27 protein-coding genes are annotated in these 22025 nt (G+C 46.4%); 11 read left to right on the top strand and 16 right to left on the bottom strand.

The features are described 5' to 3' along the window. Positions 1-18 precede the first annotated feature (18 nt). Positions 19-537, bottom strand: coding sequence for a ribosome biogenesis factor YjgA (yjgA, locus tag ACNKW2_RS03375; RefSeq protein ID WP_336567726.1), 519 nt, complete (start codon positions 535-537; stop codon positions 19-21). Between the two features lie 140 nt (positions 538-677). Here yjgA and pmbA point away from each other — a divergent pair, with 140 nt between their 5' ends. After that, positions 678-2027: a metalloprotease PmbA gene (pmbA, locus tag ACNKW2_RS03370; RefSeq protein ID WP_419147286.1), complete on the top strand. Its 1350-nt coding sequence runs from the start codon at positions 678-680 to the stop codon at positions 2025-2027. A gap of 43 nt (positions 2028-2070) precedes the next feature. Here pmbA and mgtE read toward each other — a convergent pair whose 3' ends face one another. From mgtE to ACNKW2_RS03310, 12 genes are all read right to left on the bottom strand, one after another. Next, the gene (gene mgtE / locus ACNKW2_RS03365; protein ID WP_336567724.1) at positions 2071-3429 is read right to left on the bottom strand and encodes a magnesium transporter; all 1359 of its coding nucleotides are present in this window, start codon (positions 3427-3429) and stop codon (positions 2071-2073) included. Between the two features lie 240 nt (positions 3430-3669). Next, the gene (locus ACNKW2_RS03360) at positions 3670-3939 is read right to left on the bottom strand and encodes an HPr family phosphocarrier protein (protein WP_419147285.1); all 270 of its coding nucleotides are present in this window, start codon (positions 3937-3939) and stop codon (positions 3670-3672) included. After that, complete coding sequence (gene rapZ, locus ACNKW2_RS03355; protein WP_419147284.1) at positions 3939-4805, bottom strand: RNase adapter RapZ; 867 nt, start codon at positions 4803-4805, stop codon at positions 3939-3941. The genes ACNKW2_RS03360 and rapZ overlap by 1 nt, the downstream gene beginning before the upstream one ends. After that, entirely contained in the window at positions 4798-5256 is a 459-nt protein-coding gene (gene ptsN / locus ACNKW2_RS03350) for a PTS IIA-like nitrogen regulatory protein PtsN (RefSeq protein WP_419147283.1), read from the bottom strand. Before ptsN ends, rapZ begins: the two co-directional genes overlap by 8 nt. Position 5257: 1 nt before the next feature. Next, positions 5258-5545 carry a ribosome hibernation promoting factor gene (gene hpf / locus ACNKW2_RS03345; RefSeq protein ID WP_336567720.1) on the bottom strand — a complete coding sequence of 96 codons (288 nt, stop codon included), beginning with the start codon at positions 5543-5545 and terminating at the stop codon, positions 5258-5260. Between the two features lie 29 nt (positions 5546-5574). Beyond that, positions 5575-7074, bottom strand: a complete 1500-nt coding sequence (locus ACNKW2_RS03340) for an RNA polymerase factor sigma-54 (protein WP_419147282.1) — start codon at positions 7072-7074, stop codon at positions 5575-5577. A 46-nt stretch (positions 7075-7120) separates the two neighbouring features. Further along, positions 7121-7846 carry an LPS export ABC transporter ATP-binding protein gene (lptB, locus tag ACNKW2_RS03335; protein ID WP_336567717.1) on the bottom strand — a complete coding sequence of 242 codons (726 nt, stop codon included), beginning with the start codon at positions 7844-7846 and terminating at the stop codon, positions 7121-7123. After that, on the bottom strand, positions 7843-8394 hold the full coding sequence (gene lptA / locus ACNKW2_RS03330; protein WP_419147281.1) for a lipopolysaccharide transport periplasmic protein LptA: 552 nt from the start codon (positions 8392-8394) through the stop codon (positions 7843-7845). The genes lptB and lptA overlap by 4 nt, the downstream gene beginning before the upstream one ends. Next, positions 8384-8938, bottom strand: coding sequence for an LPS export ABC transporter periplasmic protein LptC (lptC, locus tag ACNKW2_RS03325; protein ID WP_419147280.1), 555 nt, complete (start codon positions 8936-8938; stop codon positions 8384-8386). The genes lptA and lptC overlap by 11 nt, the downstream gene beginning before the upstream one ends. Continuing rightward, on the bottom strand, positions 8935-9486 hold the full coding sequence (gene kdsC, locus ACNKW2_RS03320; RefSeq protein WP_419147279.1) for a 3-deoxy-manno-octulosonate-8-phosphatase KdsC: 552 nt from the start codon (positions 9484-9486) through the stop codon (positions 8935-8937). Before kdsC ends, lptC begins: the two co-directional genes overlap by 4 nt. Next, entirely contained in the window at positions 9486-10457 is a 972-nt protein-coding gene (locus ACNKW2_RS03315) for a KpsF/GutQ family sugar-phosphate isomerase (RefSeq protein WP_419147278.1), read from the bottom strand. The genes kdsC and ACNKW2_RS03315 overlap by 1 nt, the downstream gene beginning before the upstream one ends. Positions 10458-10466: 9 nt before the next feature. Continuing rightward, the gene (locus ACNKW2_RS03310) at positions 10467-11426 is read right to left on the bottom strand and encodes a calcium/sodium antiporter (protein ID WP_419147277.1); all 960 of its coding nucleotides are present in this window, start codon (positions 11424-11426) and stop codon (positions 10467-10469) included. A gap of 176 nt (positions 11427-11602) precedes the next feature. Here ACNKW2_RS03310 and ACNKW2_RS03305 point away from each other — a divergent pair, with 176 nt between their 5' ends. From ACNKW2_RS03305 to murA, 7 genes are read left to right on the top strand one after another with little or no spacing between them, the layout of a single operon-like run. Continuing rightward, complete coding sequence (locus ACNKW2_RS03305) at positions 11603-12409, top strand: ATP-binding cassette domain-containing protein (protein WP_419147276.1); 807 nt, start codon at positions 11603-11605, stop codon at positions 12407-12409. Next, the gene (gene mlaE, locus ACNKW2_RS03300) at positions 12406-13185 is read left to right on the top strand and encodes a lipid asymmetry maintenance ABC transporter permease subunit MlaE (RefSeq protein ID WP_419147275.1); all 780 of its coding nucleotides are present in this window, start codon (positions 12406-12408) and stop codon (positions 13183-13185) included. The genes ACNKW2_RS03305 and mlaE overlap by 4 nt, the downstream gene beginning before the upstream one ends. Positions 13186-13198: 13 nt before the next feature. Continuing rightward, positions 13199-13744, top strand: coding sequence for an outer membrane lipid asymmetry maintenance protein MlaD (mlaD, locus tag ACNKW2_RS03295; protein ID WP_419147274.1), 546 nt, complete (start codon positions 13199-13201; stop codon positions 13742-13744). A 2-nt stretch (positions 13745-13746) separates the two neighbouring features. After that, complete coding sequence (locus ACNKW2_RS03290) at positions 13747-14430, top strand: MlaC/ttg2D family ABC transporter substrate-binding protein (RefSeq protein ID WP_419147273.1); 684 nt, start codon at positions 13747-13749, stop codon at positions 14428-14430. Further along, positions 14417-14722 carry an STAS domain-containing protein gene (locus tag ACNKW2_RS03285; protein ID WP_419147272.1) on the top strand — a complete coding sequence of 102 codons (306 nt, stop codon included), beginning with the start codon at positions 14417-14419 and terminating at the stop codon, positions 14720-14722. Before ACNKW2_RS03290 ends, ACNKW2_RS03285 begins: the two co-directional genes overlap by 14 nt. A 5-nt stretch (positions 14723-14727) precedes the next feature. Next, on the top strand, positions 14728-14985 hold the full coding sequence (locus tag ACNKW2_RS03280) for a BolA family protein (RefSeq protein WP_336567704.1): 258 nt from the start codon (positions 14728-14730) through the stop codon (positions 14983-14985). Between the two features lie 13 nt (positions 14986-14998). Beyond that, the gene (gene murA / locus ACNKW2_RS03275) at positions 14999-16258 is read left to right on the top strand and encodes a UDP-N-acetylglucosamine 1-carboxyvinyltransferase (protein ID WP_419147271.1); all 1260 of its coding nucleotides are present in this window, start codon (positions 14999-15001) and stop codon (positions 16256-16258) included. 55 nt (positions 16259-16313) lie between these two features. On the opposite strand, the gene ACNKW2_RS03270 is transcribed toward murA, so the two are convergent. From ACNKW2_RS03270 to ACNKW2_RS03260, 3 genes are all read right to left on the bottom strand, one after another. After that, on the bottom strand, positions 16314-17393 hold the full coding sequence (locus tag ACNKW2_RS03270) for a trypsin-like peptidase domain-containing protein (protein WP_419147270.1): 1080 nt from the start codon (positions 17391-17393) through the stop codon (positions 16314-16316). 98 nt (positions 17394-17491) lie between these two features. Then, positions 17492-18844, bottom strand: coding sequence for a DegQ family serine endoprotease (locus ACNKW2_RS03265; protein ID WP_419147269.1), 1353 nt, complete (start codon positions 18842-18844; stop codon positions 17492-17494). A gap of 124 nt (positions 18845-18968) precedes the next feature. Next, entirely contained in the window at positions 18969-19424 is a 456-nt protein-coding gene (locus ACNKW2_RS03260; RefSeq protein WP_419147268.1) for a Z-ring associated ZapG family protein, read from the bottom strand. A gap of 171 nt (positions 19425-19595) precedes the next feature. On the opposite strand from ACNKW2_RS03260, the gene zapE reads away from it, so the two are divergent. From zapE to rpsI, 3 genes are all read left to right on the top strand, one after another. Then, the gene (gene zapE / locus ACNKW2_RS03255) at positions 19596-20687 is read left to right on the top strand and encodes a cell division protein ZapE (protein ID WP_419147267.1); all 1092 of its coding nucleotides are present in this window, start codon (positions 19596-19598) and stop codon (positions 20685-20687) included. 299 nt (positions 20688-20986) lie between these two features. Then, a complete protein-coding gene (gene rplM, locus ACNKW2_RS03250; protein WP_217875682.1) occupies positions 20987-21415 on the top strand; it encodes a 50S ribosomal protein L13 in 429 nt (142 codons plus the stop codon). 8 nt (positions 21416-21423) lie between these two features. Then, a complete protein-coding gene (gene rpsI / locus ACNKW2_RS03245) occupies positions 21424-21816 on the top strand; it encodes a 30S ribosomal protein S9 (RefSeq protein ID WP_336569306.1) in 393 nt (130 codons plus the stop codon). The last annotated feature ends 209 nt before the right edge of the window (positions 21817-22025 follow it).

Genomic DNA, 22025 nt, shown 5'->3' with positions numbered 1-22025 from the left:
CCTCTAGGCCACATACCCTCATGGCATGATGGCATCTTTAAGGTACTGAAACAGCTCTTTGTAGGCTTTGCCTGGCTTTTCCGCTTTGAGCTCTTTGTTGGCTTGTCGGGCTAACTGACGCATCTTTTGACGTTCTAACTCTGGATAGCTGTTCAGCAGCTCATTAATCTTGCTGTCTCCTTGAGCTATGACCTCATCACGGGTGGTTTCAATTTGATTTAATAAGACATCAGCTTGGTTATTGCGGTTGAGCAGAATATCCATGGCTGCTTGGATCTCGTCAATATTACTGGTGCTGCGTAACGTCTTGCCAATGTAATTCATGTGACGACGGTAAGCGTCGGTTTTGGCACGGATCTTATCCGCTACCTTCATCGCTTCCTTCAGCTCATCGGACAGGGGTAACTTTTCTTGTTGTTTCTTGCCTAACGCGGCAATTTCACAGCCTAACTCGTGCAGCTCTTGGGCATCACGTTTTAGCTCGGTCTTAGAAACATAGATGATTTCTTCTTCGGTATTTTGCTCGTCTTTTGCCATTGCTTTGATCTGTTTATCGTTGGTGAATTATGCAAAGTATACCACAATTGATCACTACAATAGCGAATGGCTGTGTTACGATTATTAGCCAATACTATTTATATCACACTTGCCAATAAGTACGAGCGGATAAGGTATCTATGACGCACTCCTCACAAGACCCAATATATAGCCAAATTGATGAAGTAAAAAATGCCGTAGAAGAGGTGCTTAAGCATGCTAAAAAGCTTGGTGCAACCTCTGCTGAAGCTGCCATGTCGAGCACCTCAGGGCTCTCTGTTAGCACCCGTATGGGGGAGGTTGAAACCATAGAGTTTAACCAAGATGGCGGCTTGGGGATCAGTGTATATGTCGGTAATCATAAGGGCTCGGCGTCTACCGCAGATCTAAGCCCTGAGACCTTGCGCACAGTGGTAGAAAAAGCCGTTGATATTGCGCGTTTTACCTCGGATGACCCTTGTAATGGTATTGCCGATAAAGTGCTACTGGAAATGTCGCCACCGCAGCTGGACTTATTTCACCCATGGCAATTAACGCCCGAAGAGGGAGTCGCTCAGTGTATTGAAGCAGAAAAAGCAGCACTGGAAGCCGACCCCAGAATTGTTAATTCCGATGGCGCCAGCCTTGCCAGTCACCAAGGGATCCGAGTATATGGTAATAGCCACGGACTCATTGCCGGCTATCCGCGCACTCGCCATACCTTAAGCACTATGGTGATTGGTAAGGAAGGCGAGCAAATGCAACGTGACTCTGCTTACACCATTTCTCGAGTTCATAGTGAGTTGAAATCGGCCCACGATGTTGGCTTGGAAGCTGCCACCGCAACACTGGCAAAGCTTGGGAGCCGTAAAGTATCAACAGCAAAAGTGCCGGTGGTATTTCGTGCCGACATCGCCAATAGCTTGTTTGGCCACCTTGTTGCCGGTATTGGCGGTGGAGCTCTTTATCGTAAATCGAGCTTTTTACTCGACACACTTGGTGAGCAAATCTTTAACCCTTGTGTCAACATTACAGAAAAGCCTCACTTAATGCGTGGCTTAGCGTCTAGCCCCTTTGATAGTGAAGGAGTCAAGACGGTGGACCGCGATATTATCACCGATGGCGTGCTAAATACTTACCTGTTGGCAAGCTATGCAGCGCGACGCTTAGGAATGGAAGCGACGGGGCACGCCGGGGGTATTCACAATTGGCTGGTCAAGCCAACTCACGATGATCTCACTAGCTTGCTCGCTAATATGGGTACTGGGTTGTTGGTAACCGAGCTTATGGGACAAGGTGTTAATACGGTGACGGGTGATTACTCCCGTGGCGCGGCAGGGTTCTGGGTGGAAAATGGCGAAATCCAATACCCCGTTAGCGAAATCACCATTGCCGGAAACCTAAAAGACATGTTTATGGGCATTGAGGGCATTGGCGGTGATATTGAGCAGCGCGGCGCGGTGCAAACTGGCTCGGTGCTGGTTAATAATATGCAAGTTGGTGGAGAGTAACGCGGCCCACGGTGCTGGCATGTGCCAGCATCGTTCTAATACCCTAAACCAGCAGCCAGGTTGCGGTACCTAAGAAAGCAAAAATACCCACTATATCGGTGACTGTGGTGAGCACCACACTGCCGGCCAATGCTGGGTCGATGTTCATTCTCTTTAAAATGATGGGTATACTGGCGCCGGCAATACCTGCCGCCACCAGGTTCATAAACATTGCAAAGGCAATTACGCCGCCGAGTTTAAAGTCCCACTGCCAGATAGCAATCACCCCAGCGATGAGCACAGACCAAAGCACGCCATTGAGCGCGCCAATGGCCAGCTCTTTGCCGAGTAAAAATCGTTGGTTGGTTTGGTTAATGTGGCCAAGGGCGATACCACGTATCACCAAGGTGAGCGTTTGGCTACCAGCCACACCACCCATACTGGGCACAATGCCATTTAATACCGCAAGAATGGGCAGAATATCTAACGTGCCTTCAAAGAAACTGGCAACGAAGGCCGCCAGTAACGCCGTTAAAAGATTAATGCCAAGCCAAATAGAGCGGCGCTGGCTACTTTTCATCACCGGTGCAAAGGTATCTTCTTCATCCTCAAGACCGGCCATGCTTAGTAAGCTGTGCTCAGCGTCCTCACGAATAACATCAACTACGTCATCGATGGTGACTCGGCCTAGCAAATGCGCGTTATCGTCCACCACAGGCGCTGAGATCCAGTTGTGACGCTCAAAAAGTTGTGCCACTTCGGATTCATCCATCGAGATAGGGATGGTTTCCTTGTCTTCATCCATCAAGTCACGCACCAAGCTCTCAGGTGAGCTGGTTAATAATAAATTGATGGTTAACGCCCCTAAAAAGCAGTTGTCTTTGTCGACCACATAGAGCTCATCGGTGCCATCGGGTAACTCACCTTTTAAGCGCAAGTAACGAAATACCACTTCCAAGGTGACGTCGGGGCGAATGGTGACGGTATCGGTGCTCATTAAAGCACCGGCAGAGTGCTCTTTGTACGATAAGGCTTGGGTGGCGCGATCGCGGTCTTGGCTATCCATGGCGCCAATCACGTCTTGATAAACGGTATCAGGCAGGCTTCTTAATACGTCGCCGAGATCGTCGTCATCCATGTCCTCGGTAGCCGCTGCGATGAGCTCAGGTTCCATCTGCGCGATGATCCCCAAACGCACGTCCTCGGACAGTTCTTCAAGGACATCCCCCTGAATATCTGGGTCGACCAATTGCCAGAGCATGGCACGGACTTTATGGGGTGAAGACTCGAGTAAAAGAGCAGTATCACACGGTGCGGTTTCAGCTAATACCCGCCGAACTTGAACAAACTGTCCACTGTTTAAGGCTTTTGTCACCTTTTGCAGTTGTTCCAGTGTGTAGTCTTGCTCAAATACTTCAGGCATAGGCATCCTTTTGCGTGTTAATACTGAATACTATGGTTGTTGGTTTTATATTTTACCCTAGCTATTTTGTTATTTTATTGCAGAGAACCAACCTTACATGCAGCGCCAGGAGGGCAATACAGTGTAACCCACTTTACAAAAAACTACCAAGTAGAGTAAAGCAAAAGCGCCACCAGATCCGCTATGGCGACAGGATGTGAAGATAGGACAGTAAAGATGAGTTACCCAAACAGCTTGGTATTACTCATCCTCGTGGAATTTGTTTTCAATCAAGGCGCCAATTTCAGCCAGCGCTTTATCGGCATCAGGGCCTTCGCACACCACCTTGACCTCTTTACCTTGGCTGCTCTCAAGCAACAACAGTGCTAGTACGCTATCAGCGGCGGCTGACTTATCGCCTTGATAAAGCGTGACTGAGGCATCAAATTGCGTCGCTAGTTGCGCCAGCACCGACGCGGCTCTGGCATGCAAGCCGAGTTTGTTTTTGATTAAAAAGGTCCCTTGTTGCATTAGCCTTCCTGCTCACGGTGGCGTATTTTGACGTTACTGTGGGTTTTGGCAAAGCGTTCACCAATGGTTTGCGCAAGATAAACAGAGCGGTGCTGACCGCCAGTACAGCCAATGGCTATGGTTAAATAACTGCGGTTATTTCGCTCTAGATGTGGCAGCCAAGTTTGCACGAAAGTTTGAATTTGCCAAGTAAACTTCTGCACTATGCTGTGGCTAGCAAGGTAGTCAATCACCGGCTGATCTAATCCCGTTAACGGTTTTAGTTCTGGCTCCCAATGAGGATTGGGCAAAAAACGGGCATCAAACACGTAGTCGGCTTGTTTGGGGATACCATGTTTGAAACCAAATGACTCAAAGGTGATGATCAGTTGTTTGTCTTTTTTACCTAAAATCTTCTCGCGGATCTCTTCAGCAAGCTGGTGGACACTGAGGCTGGTAGTGTCGAGTAAAAAGTCAGCACGGGTGATCAAGACATCCAATAGCTCGCGCTCTTTTTTTATTGCTAAATCGAGTGGTAAGTTATGCAGCGATAATGGGTGTAAACGTCGGGTTTCAGAAAAGCGCTTTATAAGGGTCTGATCGTCACTATCTAAATAAAATAGAGCGGGCTTAGCAAATCCAGGAAGGTACTCAAGAATGTCGTTAAATTCGTCTTGTTCTTTGGGTAGGTTTCTAACGTCGATGCTGACAGCGATTTTATTGTAGTTATCGGATACGCTGCGCACCAAAGAAGGCAACAGGTTGACCGGGATGTTATCAACACAGTAATAGCCTAAGTCCTCTAGCACGCGTAAAGCCACTGATTTACCAGAACCAGAACGGCCACTAATAATGATTAACTCTAACCCCTTGTCTTCATCACCCATTATCGTCTCCTTGGATAACTGCGTAAAGCTCTTGATCGGTCTTGGCGTGCCGTAGCTGTTTACAAAACGATTTGTCTTGCAGTTTTTCAGCGATAGCAGCTAAAGTTTTTAAGTGTTCTTCATTATTGCCCTCAGGGACAATAAAAGCGACAAAAATGTCCACGGGTTGCTTGTCGATTGCTTCAAAGGCGATCGGCTGCTCACTCACCAGCACCATCGCCAGAATTTGCTCAATACCTTGCAACCGACCATGGGGTATGGCAATGCCTTTTCCTATCCCAGTACTGCCGAGCTTTTCCCGTGTCATTAACGCATCGAGAATGACGTGTTTGCTAACATCAGGAAGTTGCTGGTGAGCCAGTTCACTGATGTATTCTAGAATTCTTTTTTTGCTATTAAAAAGGACCGCAGCTTTGCTACAGTCCTTGTTCACTAATGTGCATAATTTCATTTTAGTGTCGAGTGAGCTTCTCTTTGTGTTTGATAACTTGACGGTCTAGCTTATCAATGAGCTTATCAATTGCCGCATACATATCTTGATGCTCGGTCGATGCAAACAGCTCACCGCCATTGACGTGTAATGTTGCCTCTGCTTTTTGTACCAGCTTTTCAACATCAAGGATCACGTGAACGTTATTTATATGATCAAAATGCCTCTCTAGCTTCGCAAACTTGTTGGTGACATAGTCTCGTAATGAGTCTGTGATTTCTACATGGCGACCAGTTAGATTTAGTTGCATAAGCATTTTCCTTCTTGGTTTTTTACGTCTTAAATCAAGCTTTTACGTTGATTTGACGGTGGAATGGCTAGGGATTCACGATATTTTGCAATCGTACGTCTCGCTACCTTAATTCCTTGCTCAGCTAAAATATCTGCAATTTTGCTATCACTTAATGGCTTAGCGGTGTTTTCTGCAGCTATTAGCTTTTTGATGAGCGCTCTAATCGCGGTAGATGAGCACTCACCGCCGTTTTCGGTACTGACATGGCTAGAGAAGAAATACTTTAACTCAAAGATACCACGAGGCGTATGCATATACTTCTGGGTGGTGACACGAGAAATTGTAGACTCATGCATATCAACCATCTCAGCGACATCATTAAGTACCATTGGGCGCATTGCTTCAGGGCCATGTTCAAAGAATGCCTGTTGTTGCTGGACAATGCAATTGGTTACTTTTAATAAAGTATCATTACGGCTTTCTAGACTTTTAATAAACCACTTAGCTTCTTGTAAGTGGGAGCGAATAAATTGGCTATCAGCACTAGAGCGAGCGGTTCTAGACATGGCCGCATAATGATCATTGACGCGGATTTTTGGCATGGCATCAGGATTGAGTTCGACTACCCAGCGACCTTTTACTTTTTTCACCGAGACATCAGGGATGACATACTCAGGCTCTTCACGAATAATGCTGGCGGCCGGCTTGGGATTGAGGCTGTGGATCAGCGTCATCACCTCTTTCAATTCGGCCTCTTTTAACCGCGTCTTTTTCGCTAAGGTACGGTAATCTCGGCTCGCCAGTAGATCGATGTGCTCAGTGAGGATCATTTTGGTTTCTGCCAGCCAAGGTGTCTCTGATGCAAACTGATTAAGCTGTATACACAAACACTCTTGCAAGCTCCGTGCAGCAACACCAACAGGGTCAAACAGCTGCACACGCTTGAGTACGGCTTCCACCTCGTCTAACTCTATCGGTTCCTCTGCTTCTGCGTCATTAATGCTGTCGAGAATGTCTTCACAGCTTAGGGTGAGTAATCCAGAGACATCGACCGCCTCAATGATGGCAATAGCAATGGCTCTATCCGTGGGACTAAAAGGAGTGAGCTCTAATTGCCACATCAAATAGTCATGCAGCGACTCAGATGTTTCTCCTTGATAAACATTATCATCATCTGGAAGAGGAGCTGAGCTGGCAACAGGGGCTGCACTCATATACTCATCCCAAGTGACGTCCATGGCTAAGTCATCGCTAACCGTGTCTTTGCTCATGGCGGTATCAGAATCGAGCTCATAATCACTGACAGGCGCTTCTTCCTGAGATGCTTGACCTTCGTCTGCAGCGGATTTTTCTTGGTTGTTTTGCTCCAAGCTTTCGGTATCAGCGTTTTCACCTTCTTCCACTTCTAGCAACGGGTTGCTATCCAGTGCTTCTTGGATTTCCTGTTGCAAATCCAAGGTACTGAGCTGCAGCAAGCGTATCGCCTGTTGCAGTTGTGGAGTCATTGTAAGTTGCTGCCCCATGCGCAGCTGTAATGATTGCCTCATGTATCTTTAACAATCCCTTATAACAGTTATTATTACTACGTCTTAACTATAGCTTGAATTGTTCGCCTAGGTAGACATCTCTTACGGTTTGATCGGCTAAAACGTGTTCTGGCGTACCTGATGCGATTAATTCCCCATGTGAAACAATATAAGCTTTTTCACATACATCAAGGGTTTCCCTGACATTATGATCGGTAATTAGCACGCCAATGCCACGATTTTTTAAGTGCTCAATTATGGTCTTTATATCTAACACCGAAATGGGATCAACACCAGCAAAAGGTTCATCAAGGAGAATAAATTTCGGGTTGGCCGCCAGAGCTCGGGCGATCTCTACTCGACGTCGTTCGCCACCAGACAGTGCCATTCCCTGTGAGTCGCGAATATGCTGGATATTAAACTCATCTAATAGTTCATTGAGTTCGGTTTCACGTTGGGCTTTGGTTAAGTCCTTACGGGTCTCTAAAATGGCCATTAAGTTTTGGTATACGGAAAGCTTACGAAAAATCGAGGACTCTTGGGGTAAATAGCCTATCCCCATTCGGGCGCGGCTGTGCATTGGCAATAACGTGATGTCTTCATCATTTATGCTAATTTCACCTTTGTCGCTAGGCACTAAGCCTACGATCATATAAAACGTGGTGGTTTTGCCAGCGCCATTAGGCCCTAATAAACCGACAATGCTGCCAGCTTCAACGCTTAACTCAACATTTTTGACCACCTGTCGGCCTTTGTAGCTTTTCGCAAGCCCAGTTGCTGTTAATACGCTCATGGATTGTTACCTTGCGATGGTTGTGGTTCTTTTTCTTTTTTGTTTTCATCGTCCTCATCAACCGGCACTAATACGGTTCTGACCCTGGAATCCTGTTGCCCCGAACGTTCAGCGCTGATCAGTTGTTGTTCAATATCATAGGTGATGACTTGGGCATTAATTTTTTGTCCAGCTTGGCTAATTTCGGCGTCACCGGAAATAACCAGCGTCAGAGCTGCTACGTCGTAACGAATTTCATTGGCTTTAGCCTCTAACAAACTACCATCCGCTTGTTTTTCGCTAAAAATAGCTGGGCTTCCGGTGGCAACCAATAATTGTTTGTTGGTGCCAAGCTCTGCGCGACGATGGACCTCTAGGCGGTCGGCTTGGATTTTCCTGTCACCATGGATAATCACCACGTTTTGCTCAAAAATACCAATGTTGCTCTGTAGCTGGGCTTGCTGTCTTCCGGAGTCGATGATGACTTCATTTTGCTCCGCGGCGAGCGCGTTGGTAGCGGCAGCTAATAGGCCTAAAAAAACGAGTTTGTTCATTACTTTACTGGTCATAATAAATTGTCTTAGTGTGATTGATGAGTTCGATCACTTGGTTGTGTAAATCCGCATGCAGGCCTTTTCCGGTGATCTTAACACTAGGACCTGTAATAATGACTGGATGTTCCGACTTCATCAATTTTTGCTTAATATCGACTCTGACATTATCGGCGTTAATATCGCTTATCATGGCGTTTGGCACTAAGTTTTGTGCTAGTACCTGGCCCTCTAAAATCAGGGTGTTGTTTTCATATAATGTGGCTTCAAGGGCGCTAATGCGCCAATTTTGCTCGCCGTTGTACAAGGTAAAAATGGGTTTCTCAAAATGGCTAAAACCAAGGTCTTGATAGAGTTCCATCTTATCTGCCGTGACTTGATAGTTGAGCAAGCCGTTTTCACTGTAGGTGGTTTGTTGTAATGCGGTGGCGACATAGTCAGGTTTAGCCAGCGGCTCATCTCCTTGGCTTTTGCGGCTAGTATCTTGGTTGAACATGGGAGACCACATCCACACCATGATGGCAGCGAAAACAATAAGTAAGATGACACGAAGAGCGGTCATGCACTGACCCCTTTGGTGGTTAGGCTATGACCTTGGCTTAACATCAATAAGTCAGTGAGCTCTCGCACTGCGCCAAAGCCTCCTGGCTGCAAGGTAATGTAATCTGAAATTTGTTTAATTACCGGGTGAGCATCGTTGACCGCTACCGCAAAACCCACTTGCTCCATCACTGGTAAATCTGGGCCGTCATCGCCTATATAGGCAATGTCACTATCGCTTAGATTGAGTGTGTTTTTCAGTGCTTGATAGGCTTGCAACTTGTCCTCTTGGCCTTGATAAATGTGCCTTACATTCAAGCTAGTCATACGCTGCTGAACAATGTGTGAATGGCGACCGGTGATAACGGCCACTTCAACGCCACTTGCGATGAGCGCTTTGACGCCAAATCCATCTTTGGTATTAAACGCTTTTAGTTCTTCGCCATTATTGCCTAAGTATATGCGACCATCGGAAAAAACACCGTCAATGTCGCAAATAAGTAATTTAATGTTGCTGGCTTGCTGCCAAGCGGACTCAGATATGGGCTGATATAAATCTTGAAACTGCATTATAACACTCCTGCTCGCAGCAAATCTTGAGTATTCAAAGCACCAATCGGGGTGTTGTTATCATCCACCACAATTAAGCCATTGATGCGCTTTTTTTCCATAATATTAAGCACTTCAGCTGCCAACATATTGGCTTTCCCGGTGGTGCATTTGGCCGTCATTACCTGGGTGATAGGAGTGCTATGAATATCGACTTTTTGCTCGATAATACGACGCAAGTCACCATCGGTAAAAATCCCTTTGAGGCTTTTTTGGTCATCGACAATGGCAGTCATACCTAAGCCTTTAGCTGACATTTCAAATAAGGCTTCTTTCACTGTGCTGAGCTCATGGACCATAGGGATAGTATCCCCGCTGTGCATTACATCATTGAGTGTCAGCAGTAAGCGTTTACCAAGGCTGCCACCAGGGTGAGAGAGGGCAAAGTCATCCGCGGTGAAGCCTCGCGCTTCGAGTAAAGCGACCGCCATGGCATCGCCCATCACTAAGGTTGCTGTGGTGCTGGCCGTGGGCGCTAACCCTAGTGGGCACGCTTCTTTAGACACTTTAACACAGACATGAACCGTGGCATTTTTCGCCATCGTTGATTCTGGGTTTCCGGTCATGGCAATGACCGGGGCGCCAAGGCGTTTGATCACAGGTAAAATTGACACCACCTCTTGGGTTTCCCCTGAGTTGGAAATCATGACAATGACGTCATCCGCAGTGATCATGCCTAAATCGCCGTGACTAGCCTCTCCTGGGTGCACGAAAAACGCAGGGCTACCAGTGCTGGCTAGGGTTGCGGCTATCTTGTTACCAATATGGCCCGATTTTCCCATACCAACGATAATAATCCGGCCTTTACAGTTAAACATGAGTTCACAGGCTGCAGCAAACTCTGAGTCGACAAAACGCTGCACTTCTTCGATTGCAGCGAGCTCGGTTGCAAAAACGTGCTTGGCAGAAGCAATGAAATGATGTGTTGACACAGCCAGTCCCTAAATAATGTAATAAATGTACGCCGTAAATCCAGCTAGCAAGCAGCCACCTTCAATGCGGTTGATGCGACGTTTGCCAGTGATGCTCAGGCTCATAAGCAATAACAACAGTGTGGCACCAAGCATGATATAAATGTCTCGCGACGCTATGTTTAAATCTAAATTAGCGGGGTTGATAATGCCAGCAATGGATAAAACAGCGAGGATATTAAAAATATTGGAGCCAATGATGTTGCCCAGGGCTAAGTCATCTTCATTTTTCAGCACCCCAGCAATACAGGCTGCTAATTCCGGCAAACTGGTACCAATGGCAATGATGGTCAGTCCAATTAATAGATCGCTCATGCCAAAGTATTTGGCAATATCCACCGCAGCACCGACTAAATAATCGGCACTAATTGGTAACAGCACCATGCCGACAACGAGCCAAAAAACGGCTTTTTGGGTGGGGATATTATCGGGCACTTCGTCGCAAGCTTCGCTGACTAAGGGGTCATCACTTTGGCCGCCACTGTTTTTGGTGACGATAATGAGCGCCACGATAAAGGTGATAAAGCCCACTAACAAGACCACCCCTTCGGTAAAGCTAAAGGTATTATCACTGACGATGTACCAGGCACCCAAGGAAACCAGAATTAATAGCGGCATTTCTCGGCGTAAAATACCGGAGCCGACAGATAAGGGCCTCAGTAAAGCGGTGATCCCTAGCACCAGTAAAATATTAGCTATATTAGAGCCAATGGCATTACCTACCGCGGTATCGGTTTTGTCGGCGAGTGCCGCTTGCGCAGCGACCATCATTTCTGGTGCAGAAGAGCCCATGGCAACAATGGTTAACCCTACGATTAAGGTTGGCACGCCAAAGTTACGTGCTAACGCTGCAGCTCCGAATACAAAGCGATCGGCACTCCAAACTAAGGCGATAAAGCCCAGAACCAGAATAACAAACGATAGAACCATAAACCTCTAGCCAGAAACGGATTTAAATTTCCGTAGATACTACCAAAAGCGCTATAGAAAGTATAAGTAAACCGCGACATTTACAAACTTACAAAAATTTACCAAAACGATTTTCCATCTTGATTGAAAAAAAAGTATCATATAAGAATGAATTTAGTCTCGATCTGGAGAGCGACTTGTCGCAGTCAATTGTAGAAGTCAAGGATGTAACCTTTTCTCGAGGTGAAAGGATCATCTACAAAAACATGAGCTTTTCCGTACCTAAAGGCAAGATAACCGCCATTATGGGGCCTAGCGGGATAGGTAAAACCACCATGTTGCGCCTGATTGGAGGCCAGCTTAAACCTGACTCTGGTGATATTCTTTTTGCTGGTAGCAGTATCCCTAAGATGTCTCGTTCCGCACTGTATCAAGCAAGAACTCGCATGAGTATGTTATTTCAAAGTGGTGCTTTGTTTACCGATATGAGTGTGTTTGATAACGTTGCTTTTCCACTGCGAGAACATACCGAATTATCTGAAGAACTGATCCGCCTTATTGTGTTAATGAAGCTGCAAGCGGTGGGCTTGCGCGGTGCAAAAGACATGCAACCTGCTGAGCTTTCTGGCGGCATGGCGCGCCGTGCGGCGTTGGCTCGTGCCATAGCATTAGACCCTGAACTTATCATGTATGATGAGCCATTCGCAGGTCAGGATCCGATTTCCATGGGGGTGTTGGTGCGGTTAATTAAATCCCTCAATGAAGTGCTGGGCTTGTCTTCCCTCATTGTTACCCATGATGTCACTGAAGTACTCAGTATTGCCGATCACGTGGTCATTATTGCCGATCAGGGCGTGATTGGGTCAGGCACACCTGAGCAAATGTTGCAGCATGAATCAGAATTGGTGCAGCAGTTCCTTCAGGGCTTGGCTGATGGCCCAGTACCATTTCATTATGAAGCGCCGGATTATCAGCAAGCATTATTATCTGGAGATGGCAAATGATGGATTTACTTCAGCGCCTTGGTCATAAAACCCTGAGTCGATTTGCGGCTCTGGGTCGTGCGACAAGCATGCTTGCCGGCACATTGTTTAGTATGCCAAATGTTCGCAAAGGTACGCCATTATTGATTAAACAGCTATATCAGGTGGGTCACCAGTCGCTATTAATCATCATGGTGTCGGGGCTGTTTATTGGTATGGTATTGGCGCTACAGGGCTATACTGTGTTGGTAGGCTATGGTGCCGAAGACAGTTTAGGGCCTTTAGTGGCATTAAGCTTATTGCGTGAGCTGGGACCTGTGGTTACCGCATTGCTATTTGCAGGTCGCGCGGGAAGTGCGTTAACCGCCGAAATTGGCTTGATGAAAGCAACGGAGCAACTATCTAGTCTTGAAATGATGGCCATAGATCCACTGAAGCGAGTAATTTCGCCAAGGTTTTGGGCTGGGGTTATCAGTATGCCGTTACTGGCACTCATTTTCTCTGCCATTGCCATACTCGGAGCTCACCTTGTGGGGGTTGATTGGTTAGGCGTTGATTCTGGCAGTTTCTGGTCGATTATGCAGTCGCAAGTATCATTCCAAAAAGATATTTTGAACGGACTTATTAAGAGTTTCGTATTTGCATTATTAGTAACTTGGATTGCGTTATACAAAGGCTATGACTGTGTCCCCACTTCGGAAGGGATCAGTAAAGCCACCACAGAGACAGTGGTCCACTCTTCACTGGCGGTGCTTGGCTTTGACTTTGTATTAACCGCAGTTATGTTCTCAAGTTAAAAGGTTTTAAAAAATGAATTCACGGAAAACAGAGATTTTAGTTGGTTTGTTTGTTGCGCTTGGAATTGGCGCGTTTGTATTGTTAGCCCTAAAGGTTGCCAACACAGGTATCGCAGGTAATGGCGAAACCTATACTCTCGAGGCCAAGTTTGAGAACATTGGTTCGTTAAAAACCCGTGCGCCAATTAAAGTGGGCGGTGTTGTAATTGGTCGCGTAGAGGAAATTCATATTCACCCTGAAGAATTTGTGCCAGTGGTATCGATGAGCATTGACCGTAACTACGAATGTCAGTTTTCCGATACTTCCTCAGTGTCTATTCTTACGTCAGGTATTTTAGGGGAGCAGTATTTAGGTATTTCACCTGTTATTGCCGCTGAGTCGGCAAAACAAAAATGCCTTGGACAAGAAGTAACTAGCAGCGACAGCGTTGATATAGAGTCGCTCTTTGGGGTTGAAACCAAGGCATTGAAAGACGGTGACATGATCACTGACACCAAATCTGCACTAGTATTAGAAGAGTTAATCGGCCAGTTCTTGTTTAATCAAGGGAGCGAATAAAAATGCATAAGTTATTTATCACAAGCTGGACTCTGTTGCTCGCTCTGTTGTTTGCATTGCCAACGAGCGCTAAGGAAGTGGATGTCACTAATCCCTACAAAATGGTAGAGCAAGTTGCCGATCAGACCTTTGCACGGGTGGCTCGAGAGCAAAACATTATCGCACAAGACAAAGAGCACTTACGTGTTATTGTTGAAGAAGAGTTAATGCCATACATTGACTACAAATATGCAGCCTACCGGGTGTTAGGGGCTTATATTCAAACCGTGCGCAATATGGAAGATCAGCAGCAGAAAGCTGCCGCGATAGAGCATATCCGAGAGTTTATTGAAGTATTTAGAAACTATCTGATAGCGACTTATGCCGGTGTATTTACCCAGTACCAAGATCAGGAAGTGGTGTTTGGTGAGCACCGACCTTTTGAGGGCGAGAACATAGCCATTGTCAAAACTAAGATTGTTGAAGCCGGTAAACCCGACATCAAAATAGACTTTAAAGTCCGTCGTGGTAAAGACGATGATTGGCGCGCTTTCGATATGATGGCAGAAGGAATTAGCTTACTTGATGCCAAACAAACTGAGCTTCATGGCATTTTGCGTCAGCAAGGGATTGAACATGTAATAGAGCTACTGGATAAAAAAAGTAAGTTGCCAGTGCAATTTCGAGGTGATGATGGCAGCGCCTAAAATCTCATTCACGCAAAGTAAAGGTGAAATCGTGTTAAATGGCGAACTGACAAGAGAGAGTTTGCCAAGTGCCCTACAAGGGTCTGAGATCACCGAATTGTTGAAAAATGCACAAACAACCGTCAATTTTAACCTTTCTGAAGTGACAAGGGTTGACACTGCGGGCTTAGCTTGGTTAATTCACTCTTTAGGTCAATTAAAACAGCGAGACATTCGTCTAGAGCTGAAAAATACACCTGTGCAGCTGCAAAATTTGATGGAGTTGGGACAGGTGACAACCTTATTTGAGTGAGTCTAATGGAAACAAATCAAGTCGAAACCCTATTAAAAGAAACGCTATCGCTGGACGAAATCATTGTTAAAGCGAATGGTAGCCATTATGAAGTGATTGCAGTTGGAGCGTGTTTTGACGGATTAAGAAGGCTCAAGCGTGAGCAGCTGATCTACGGTCCGTTAATGGATACCATTAAAGACGGTACCATCCACGCCGTTAGCATTCGCGCTTTCACAGCGGATGAGTGGCAAAAAGAGCGCAAATTTATCCTGCCACAATAGCGGAGTGCCATAAATGGATCAGTTTGTTATCCAAGGTGGCACCACTTTAGCCGGTGAAGTCACTATCTCTGGAGCCAAGAATGCGGCTCTCCCCATCCTGTTCGCTGCGCTTTTGAGCGACGGTCAGTGCCGCTTTACGAATGTTCCGCATTTGCGTGACATAGGTACTACAGAAGCTTTGTTAAAAACTCTAGGTGCTGCAGTGGAATGGGATGGCGATGTGCTCGCCATCGACGGTAGCACAGTCAATAGCGTGATTGCGCCTTACGAGCTGGTAAAGCAAATGCGTGCCTCGGTGCTGGCCTTAGGGCCTTTGTTGGCCCGCTTTGGTAAAGCTCAAGTGTCTTTACCTGGTGGCTGTGCAATTGGGGCTCGTCCGGTTGATTTACACATCTCTGGGCTTGAGAAAATGGGCGCGGATATTAAAGTTGAGAATGGCTACATTCACGCCGTGACCTCTGGCCGTTTACGCGGTGCAGAAATTTTCATGGAAACCGTGAGCGTCGGCGCCACAGAAAACTTGCTGATGGCCGCCGCGCTGGCTGATGGCAAGACGGTACTAGAAAACGCCGCCCGTGAACCCGAGATTATTAACCTAGCTGATTGCTTACAAGCCATGGGCGCTAATATTACCGGCGCCGGCTCAAGCCGCATCGAAATCGAAGGGGTTGAACAGCTGCAAGGCTGTGAGCACAAAATTCTACCCGACCGTATTGAAACTGGTACTTTTTTGGTTGCTGCGGCCATGGCGAAAGGCGAAGTGCTCTGTAAAAACACCGACTACCATAGCCTTGAACCGGTACTTGAAAAGCTCAGAGCAGCCAATGCCTTGGTTGAAGTTAATGACGACAGTATTTACGTCGATATGCGTCAGCGTGCGTTACAAGCGGTAAATATTAAAACCATGCCGCACCCTGGCTTTCCAACCGATATGCAGGCACAGTTCACAGCGCTTAATGTGGTTGCCGAGGGCAATGCCACCATCACGGAAACCATTTTTGAAAACCGTTTTATGCATGTGCCTGAACTGCAGCGTATGGGCGCTAATATCCGTTTAGAAGGGAATACCGCGATTTGTGGAGATACCGAGATCTTAACGGGAGCACAGGTAATGGCAACGGATTTACGTGCTTCAGCCAGTCTTATTTTGACTGGGATTGTCGCCAGCGGTGAAACGGTGGTTGATCGTATCTACCATGTGGATAGGGGCTACCAGAAGATTGAAGATAAACTCAGTCGGCTGGGAGCGAATATCAAACGCCGCAAGAACTAATAGTAACTCAGCGCAAACAGGGCAATGCTTGCGCTGATTTTTCACTAATACTCGGTTAATATCCGGTTTCTAGCTCAGCGACTTCAACGTTGATGTTGAGCCGCTTACCGCCACGTAACACTTCAAATTTAAGCTTAGTACCTGGCGCGGTATTGCCAATTTTCTTTAGTGTTTGCTGTGGGTTAGTAACCGCATCTCCGGCCACTTTGACAACAATATCTCCCTCTTTCATTCCCGCTTGCCAAGCTGGCCCCAATGGGTCAAGATCGCTCACCGCGAGTCCCACAATGGGCGTGTACAGATCTGTGACACTTTTCCCGGTGTTGTCCACCGGAGTGCCTCTAAAGCCTAAATAACCACGAATAACTCGCCCGTCCATGATCAACTTGTTCATTACCTCAAGGGCAAGGTCGTATGGAATGGCAAATGAAATACCTTGAATATCAATGTTAAGCCGAGTTCTAAACTGGGCTGAGGTAATCCCAACTAGGGCGCCATTGGAGTTCACTACCGCACCACCCGAGTTACCCACATTAATCGCAGCATCCATTTGCAACAAACTGTTAAATTGGCTGTCGGTAAGTGCTTGCTTGCCTGTTGCGCTAATGATCCCTTGAGTAATGGTTTGCCCCAAATTAAGTGGGTTACCAATGGCTAACACCACATCACCGACTCTGGGATTAAAACTGTTATCGATGGGGATCACTGGCAGGTTTTCCGCTGGGATCTTCAGTAACGCTAAATCGGTAATGGTGTCAAAGCCAATTAATTGGGTGTCGGTATACTGTCTGCCATCGGTGAGTAAAACAATGATTTGATCGGCATTATTCACCACATGATAGTTGGTTAGGATATAGCCATCACGGCTCATAATCACCCCAGATCCCAGCTCTCGGACGGTGCTTTGCCGTTGGTAGCGGGGTTGATTACTAAAACCTTCTGAGAAAATGGTCACCACTGCGGGGGCCGCTTTATCGACGGCATCAGCAAAACTCATATGCATGGCTTGGGTATGCGGTGAGACCTCTAATTGCGGTAAATTGCTTCGCAGCTCTGGGTTAAACCAGATAACAATGAAAGCAATACCTAGCCCGGCCAATAAAGGCGGGAAGATAAACTTAAATAATTTGAACACGAGCGCTTAAACTTATGATTTTTGTAATTTACTAATAATGACACAAAAAAAAACACAGCGACAAGTTTCGCTGTGTTTCTTTCCTAAATAGTGGCTGGTTATTGGATTAAGTAGAACACGGTTTCGCGGCCGCGCTTAATACCTAAAACAATATTCCCTTGGATGTTATCAATTAACTTAGACATGTCGTTAACATTGGTGACGCGTTGGCGATTCACTTGCATGATAACGTCGCCTTCTTCTAGGCCAACTCGGGCTGCAGGTGATCGTGATTCGACAGAAACCACTACCACACCTTCGTTACCATTGCGTTCACCGCCTTCTAACACGGCACCACGGAGCATCGGATGGATGTCTTCGGCATTGGCTTGTTGCTGTTGCTGACCGCCCAGTTCCACTTCGATTTCACGGATGTCACCATCACGGTAAATCCCCAGTTTGACCTCACGACCTTCACCCATAGTGGCAATCTTGCCTTGTAATTCATTGAAGCTCTCAATGGCGTCGCCGTTCAGGCTAACAATAACATCATTGGCTTTCAGCCCGGCATCATCGGCGGCAGAGTCTTTGAGCACTTGCATGACATAAGCACCACGCTTAACGTCAAAGCCTTGTGCTTTGGCAAGGCCCGCGTCCAGTGTACGGCCCATAATACCGAGCGAGCCACGGCGCACTTCACCATACTCGACAATCTGATCCACCAAGTTTTTCATCATATTGGAAGGAATTGCAAAACCAATCCCAACATTGCCGCCTGAAGAGCCTAAAATGGCGGTGTTAATGCCGATTAATTCGCCCTTTAGATTCACCAGTGCGCCACCAGAGTTACCTTGGTTAATGGCAGCATCGGTTTGAATAAAGTCTTCGTAGCCCTCAATGTTTAGTCCACTGCGACCAAGGGCACTGATAATGCCTGAAGTGACGGTATGACTGAGACCAAAAGGGTTACCAATAGCCACAGAAAAATCGCCGACTCTTAACTTATCGGAGTTAGCCAGTTTTACCTCGGTGAGATCATCGCCATCGATTTGCAGCAATGCGATGTCCGATTCCGGATCGCTGCCAAGCAGTTTTGCCTTGAATTCGCGGCCATCTTTGAGTGTTACTATCATTTCATCAGCGTCATCAATGACGTGATTGTTGGTTACCACATAGCCTTCATCGGCATCAATAATAACACCCGAGCCTAGGCCACTGAACGGCCGCTTTTGACTCCGTGGTTGTGGTTGCCCGAAGAAAAAGTCAAATGGGTCAACGCGACGGCGCACTTCTTTGGCACCGCGGACTTGGATACTTACAACGCCCGGGGCGACCTTTTCTAGCATGGGCGCTAAGGTGGGTAATTGTTGGCCATCTACGGCAACGGGCAACTTGGCCACACTCTGCTGCGGTAACAGCAATAGACTGGAAGAAAGCAGTGCGGCTGATAGCAAAGATAATTTAAATTTCATAGTCGTGAAGTACTCCGCAAAAAAGCGTTAATCTTATAAAACGCGAACATAAGGGGCTGATAAACAGGCCCTTATTTGCAATCAATAGCTTCTTTTAAAGACTATGGGGGCAAAAAAAAGTTCATCAAGAGGCTTTAATTTGCTCACTTTCTTTTTTATCGCCAGAAAATAACCCCGTTTCTCCTTCCGCGTAGTCGCTAGGCGGCGCATCGAAGCTAGGGTCTTGTTTACGTCGTTTCTCAGGGCGCGCCTGTAAAGAGGCTTGCAACTGCTCAGTGGTTTCTTTTGAGAAGAACGGATCTTGCGGGTGAGAAGGACGTTCTTTGGTCAGCAGCTGATTGGTTTCTTCAACATGACTTAGCAATTGCGAGTAGCTGTCTTGCATTTTGTTTACCAGCTTGCGCGTGCCCGCTAAGTGATCAGAAACGTCTTGGCGGTATTGCTCTAAGTCGTGCTTAGCCTGTTGTGCTTGAACTTCTAGCTCATCGTGCTTGAACTGTTTTTTGGTGATAAAGCTGCCTAAAAAGAAGGCGGCAATCGCAACAATAATGAGTAGTCCAAGCCAAGTAACGGTAGTCATAGGTTTCTCCCTGTGTGCCTGCAATGGCAAATGAAAATACGATACGGCTAGGGTAATAGCAATTAAACTTACGTATCGAACAGTATTAATGAGACTGTTATTTAATATACGCCCAGAACCCAGTCGTGTTAATATAACTGGCAAACAAATCGCAAAAAAATATTTAACTCGATGACGCCTTGGGAAAAATATCAGCAAGACCTACAACGTGATGACTTTCAATACGACAGTGCGCAGGAAAATGCCGTTAAGCATCTGCAACGTCTTTATGATGATTTAGTCAACCAGCCGGAACCGAAAATAGGCTTCTTTGCTCGCCTGCTCGGCAAGCAACCGTCGCAGCCCAAAGTGCAAGGCCTGTATTTTTGGGGCGGAGTGGGGCGCGGTAAAACCTATCTGGTTGATACTTTTTACGAAGCCTTGCCAACAGAGCGTAAGATGCGGGTGCACTTTCATCGCTTTATGCATCGGGTTCATGGCGAGCTAAAAAAGCTCAAAGAGGTAAAAAACCCACTTGAGACCATTGCCGACATTTTCAAAGCGGAAACCGACATCATTTGCTTTGATGAGTTTTTTGTTCAAGACATCACTGATGCTATGTTGCTCGGTGGTCTGATGGAAGCGCTGTTTGAGCGCGGTATTGTGTTGGTGGCAACGTCAAACATTATTCCAGATGAGTTGTATAAAAACGGTCTGCAGCGAGCGCGTTTTTTACCGGCCATTGAGTTAGTAAAGCAAAATACGGAAGTGGTGAACGTGGATTCTGGTATTGATTATCGCTTACGTACCCTAGAGCAAGCGGAAATCTTCCACAGTCCATTGGATCAGCAAGCCGACGATAATTTATTTGAGTACTTCGAGAAGCTTTCTCCTGAGCCGGGACAAAAAGATCAAAGCATAGAAATCGAAGGACGACAGATCCAAACCCGCATGGTATCGGATTGTATTGTCATGTTTGATTTTACCGCGCTGTGTGAAACCGCCCGCTCACAAGTGGACTACATGGAGATCAGCCGCCTCTATAACACCGTTATTTTGTCGAATGTAAAACAAATGGGGCAGCACAATGACGATGCTGCGCGCCGCTTTATTGCCTTGGTGGATGAGTTTTATGAGCGCAATGTCACGCTCATTATTTCCGCTGCCGCGCCTATCACTGAGTTGTACACGCAAGGCACCTTAACCTTTGAATTTAAGCGCTGCATTAGTCGCTTACAAGAAATGCAGTCGCATGAATACCTCGCCCGTGAGCATTTAGCCTAAGCAAATTACGGGGCAGTAAGAAAAAAGCCGCATTTCGAACAGTCATTATTGGGTGGTGACTTCACACAGCCAATAAACTGCAATTTTCTTGTAGAAAAAAGCACCAAGCGCTGGTTTTCGTTTTTAAGCCTTGCTATAATCCGCGGCCTGCCACGTTGCGTTCTATTGCCCTCGTCGGCTTAGCCACTGACTTGAGCGGCATCAAAGTCTTAAACTCGAAGGGGTTTTAAGCAAATACAAGTAGAGCGGTAGTCTAAGGACTGCCTGTGGTTTTAAATTGAAAACTTTGGATTTTTATAATGAAAACGTTTGTTGCTAAACCAGAAACTGTAAAACGTGACTGGTACGTAGTTGACGCTGAAGGTAAAACTTTAGGTCGCATCGCTACTGAAATCGCTCGTCGCCTACGCGGTAAGCATAAAGCTGAGTACACTCCTCACGTAGATACTGGTGATTACATCATCGTTATCAACGCTGAGAAAGTTACTGTTACTGGTAATAAAGCAAAAGACAAAATGTACTACGCTCATACTGGTTTCCCAGGTGGTCTTAAGTCTACTACTTTCGACAAGCTTCAAGCTGCAAAGCCTGAAATGATCATCGAAAAAGCTGTTAAAGGCATGTTGCCACGTGGTCCTTTAGGCCGCGCAATGTACCGTAAACTTAAAGTTTACGCAGGTACTGAGCACAACCATGCTGCACAACAGCCTCAGGTTCTAGACATTTAAGGAGCACTATCATGGCAAATCAATACTACGGTACAGGTCGTCGTAAAAGTTCAAGTGCTCGCGTATTCTTACGCCCAGGCACTGGCAACATCGTAATCAATAAACGCTCTTTAGAAGAGTTCTTCGGTCGTGAAACGGCTCGTATGGTTGTTCGTCAGCCACTAGAGCTTGTTGAAATGACAGAAAAGTTTGACCTACACATCACTGTTGCAGGTGGTGGTACTACTGGTCAAGCTGGTGCTATCCGTCACGGTATTACTCGTGCACTAATGGAGTTTGACGAGTCTCTACGTCCTACTCTACGTAAAGCTGGCTTTGTTACTCGCGATGCTCGTAAAGTTGAGCGTAAGAAAGTGGGTCTTAAGAAAGCACGTAAGAAGACACAGTTCTCAAAGCGTTAATTTATTACGTTTCAAGAATTCAAAAACCCAGCTTTATGCTGGGTTTTTTGTTTTTACGCGATAAAGGTTTCTGTTTAACCCCATCTTGCCTTTGCGCGGCTCCCACAAATTGCGCCTTCACGATTTAAATCGTAAAAAAAGTTCAATAAATATAATAATTAGTGCAATTGGAGCGATAACTTGGCGGTTTTTTTTGCTACAATTGGCGG

It is taken from the genome of Pseudoalteromonas 'SMAR' (assembly GCF_048515945.1).
Classification (GTDB): Bacteria; Pseudomonadota; Gammaproteobacteria; order Enterobacterales; family Alteromonadaceae; genus Pseudoalteromonas.
This window is presented reverse-complemented; position numbering and strand designations above follow the sequence as displayed.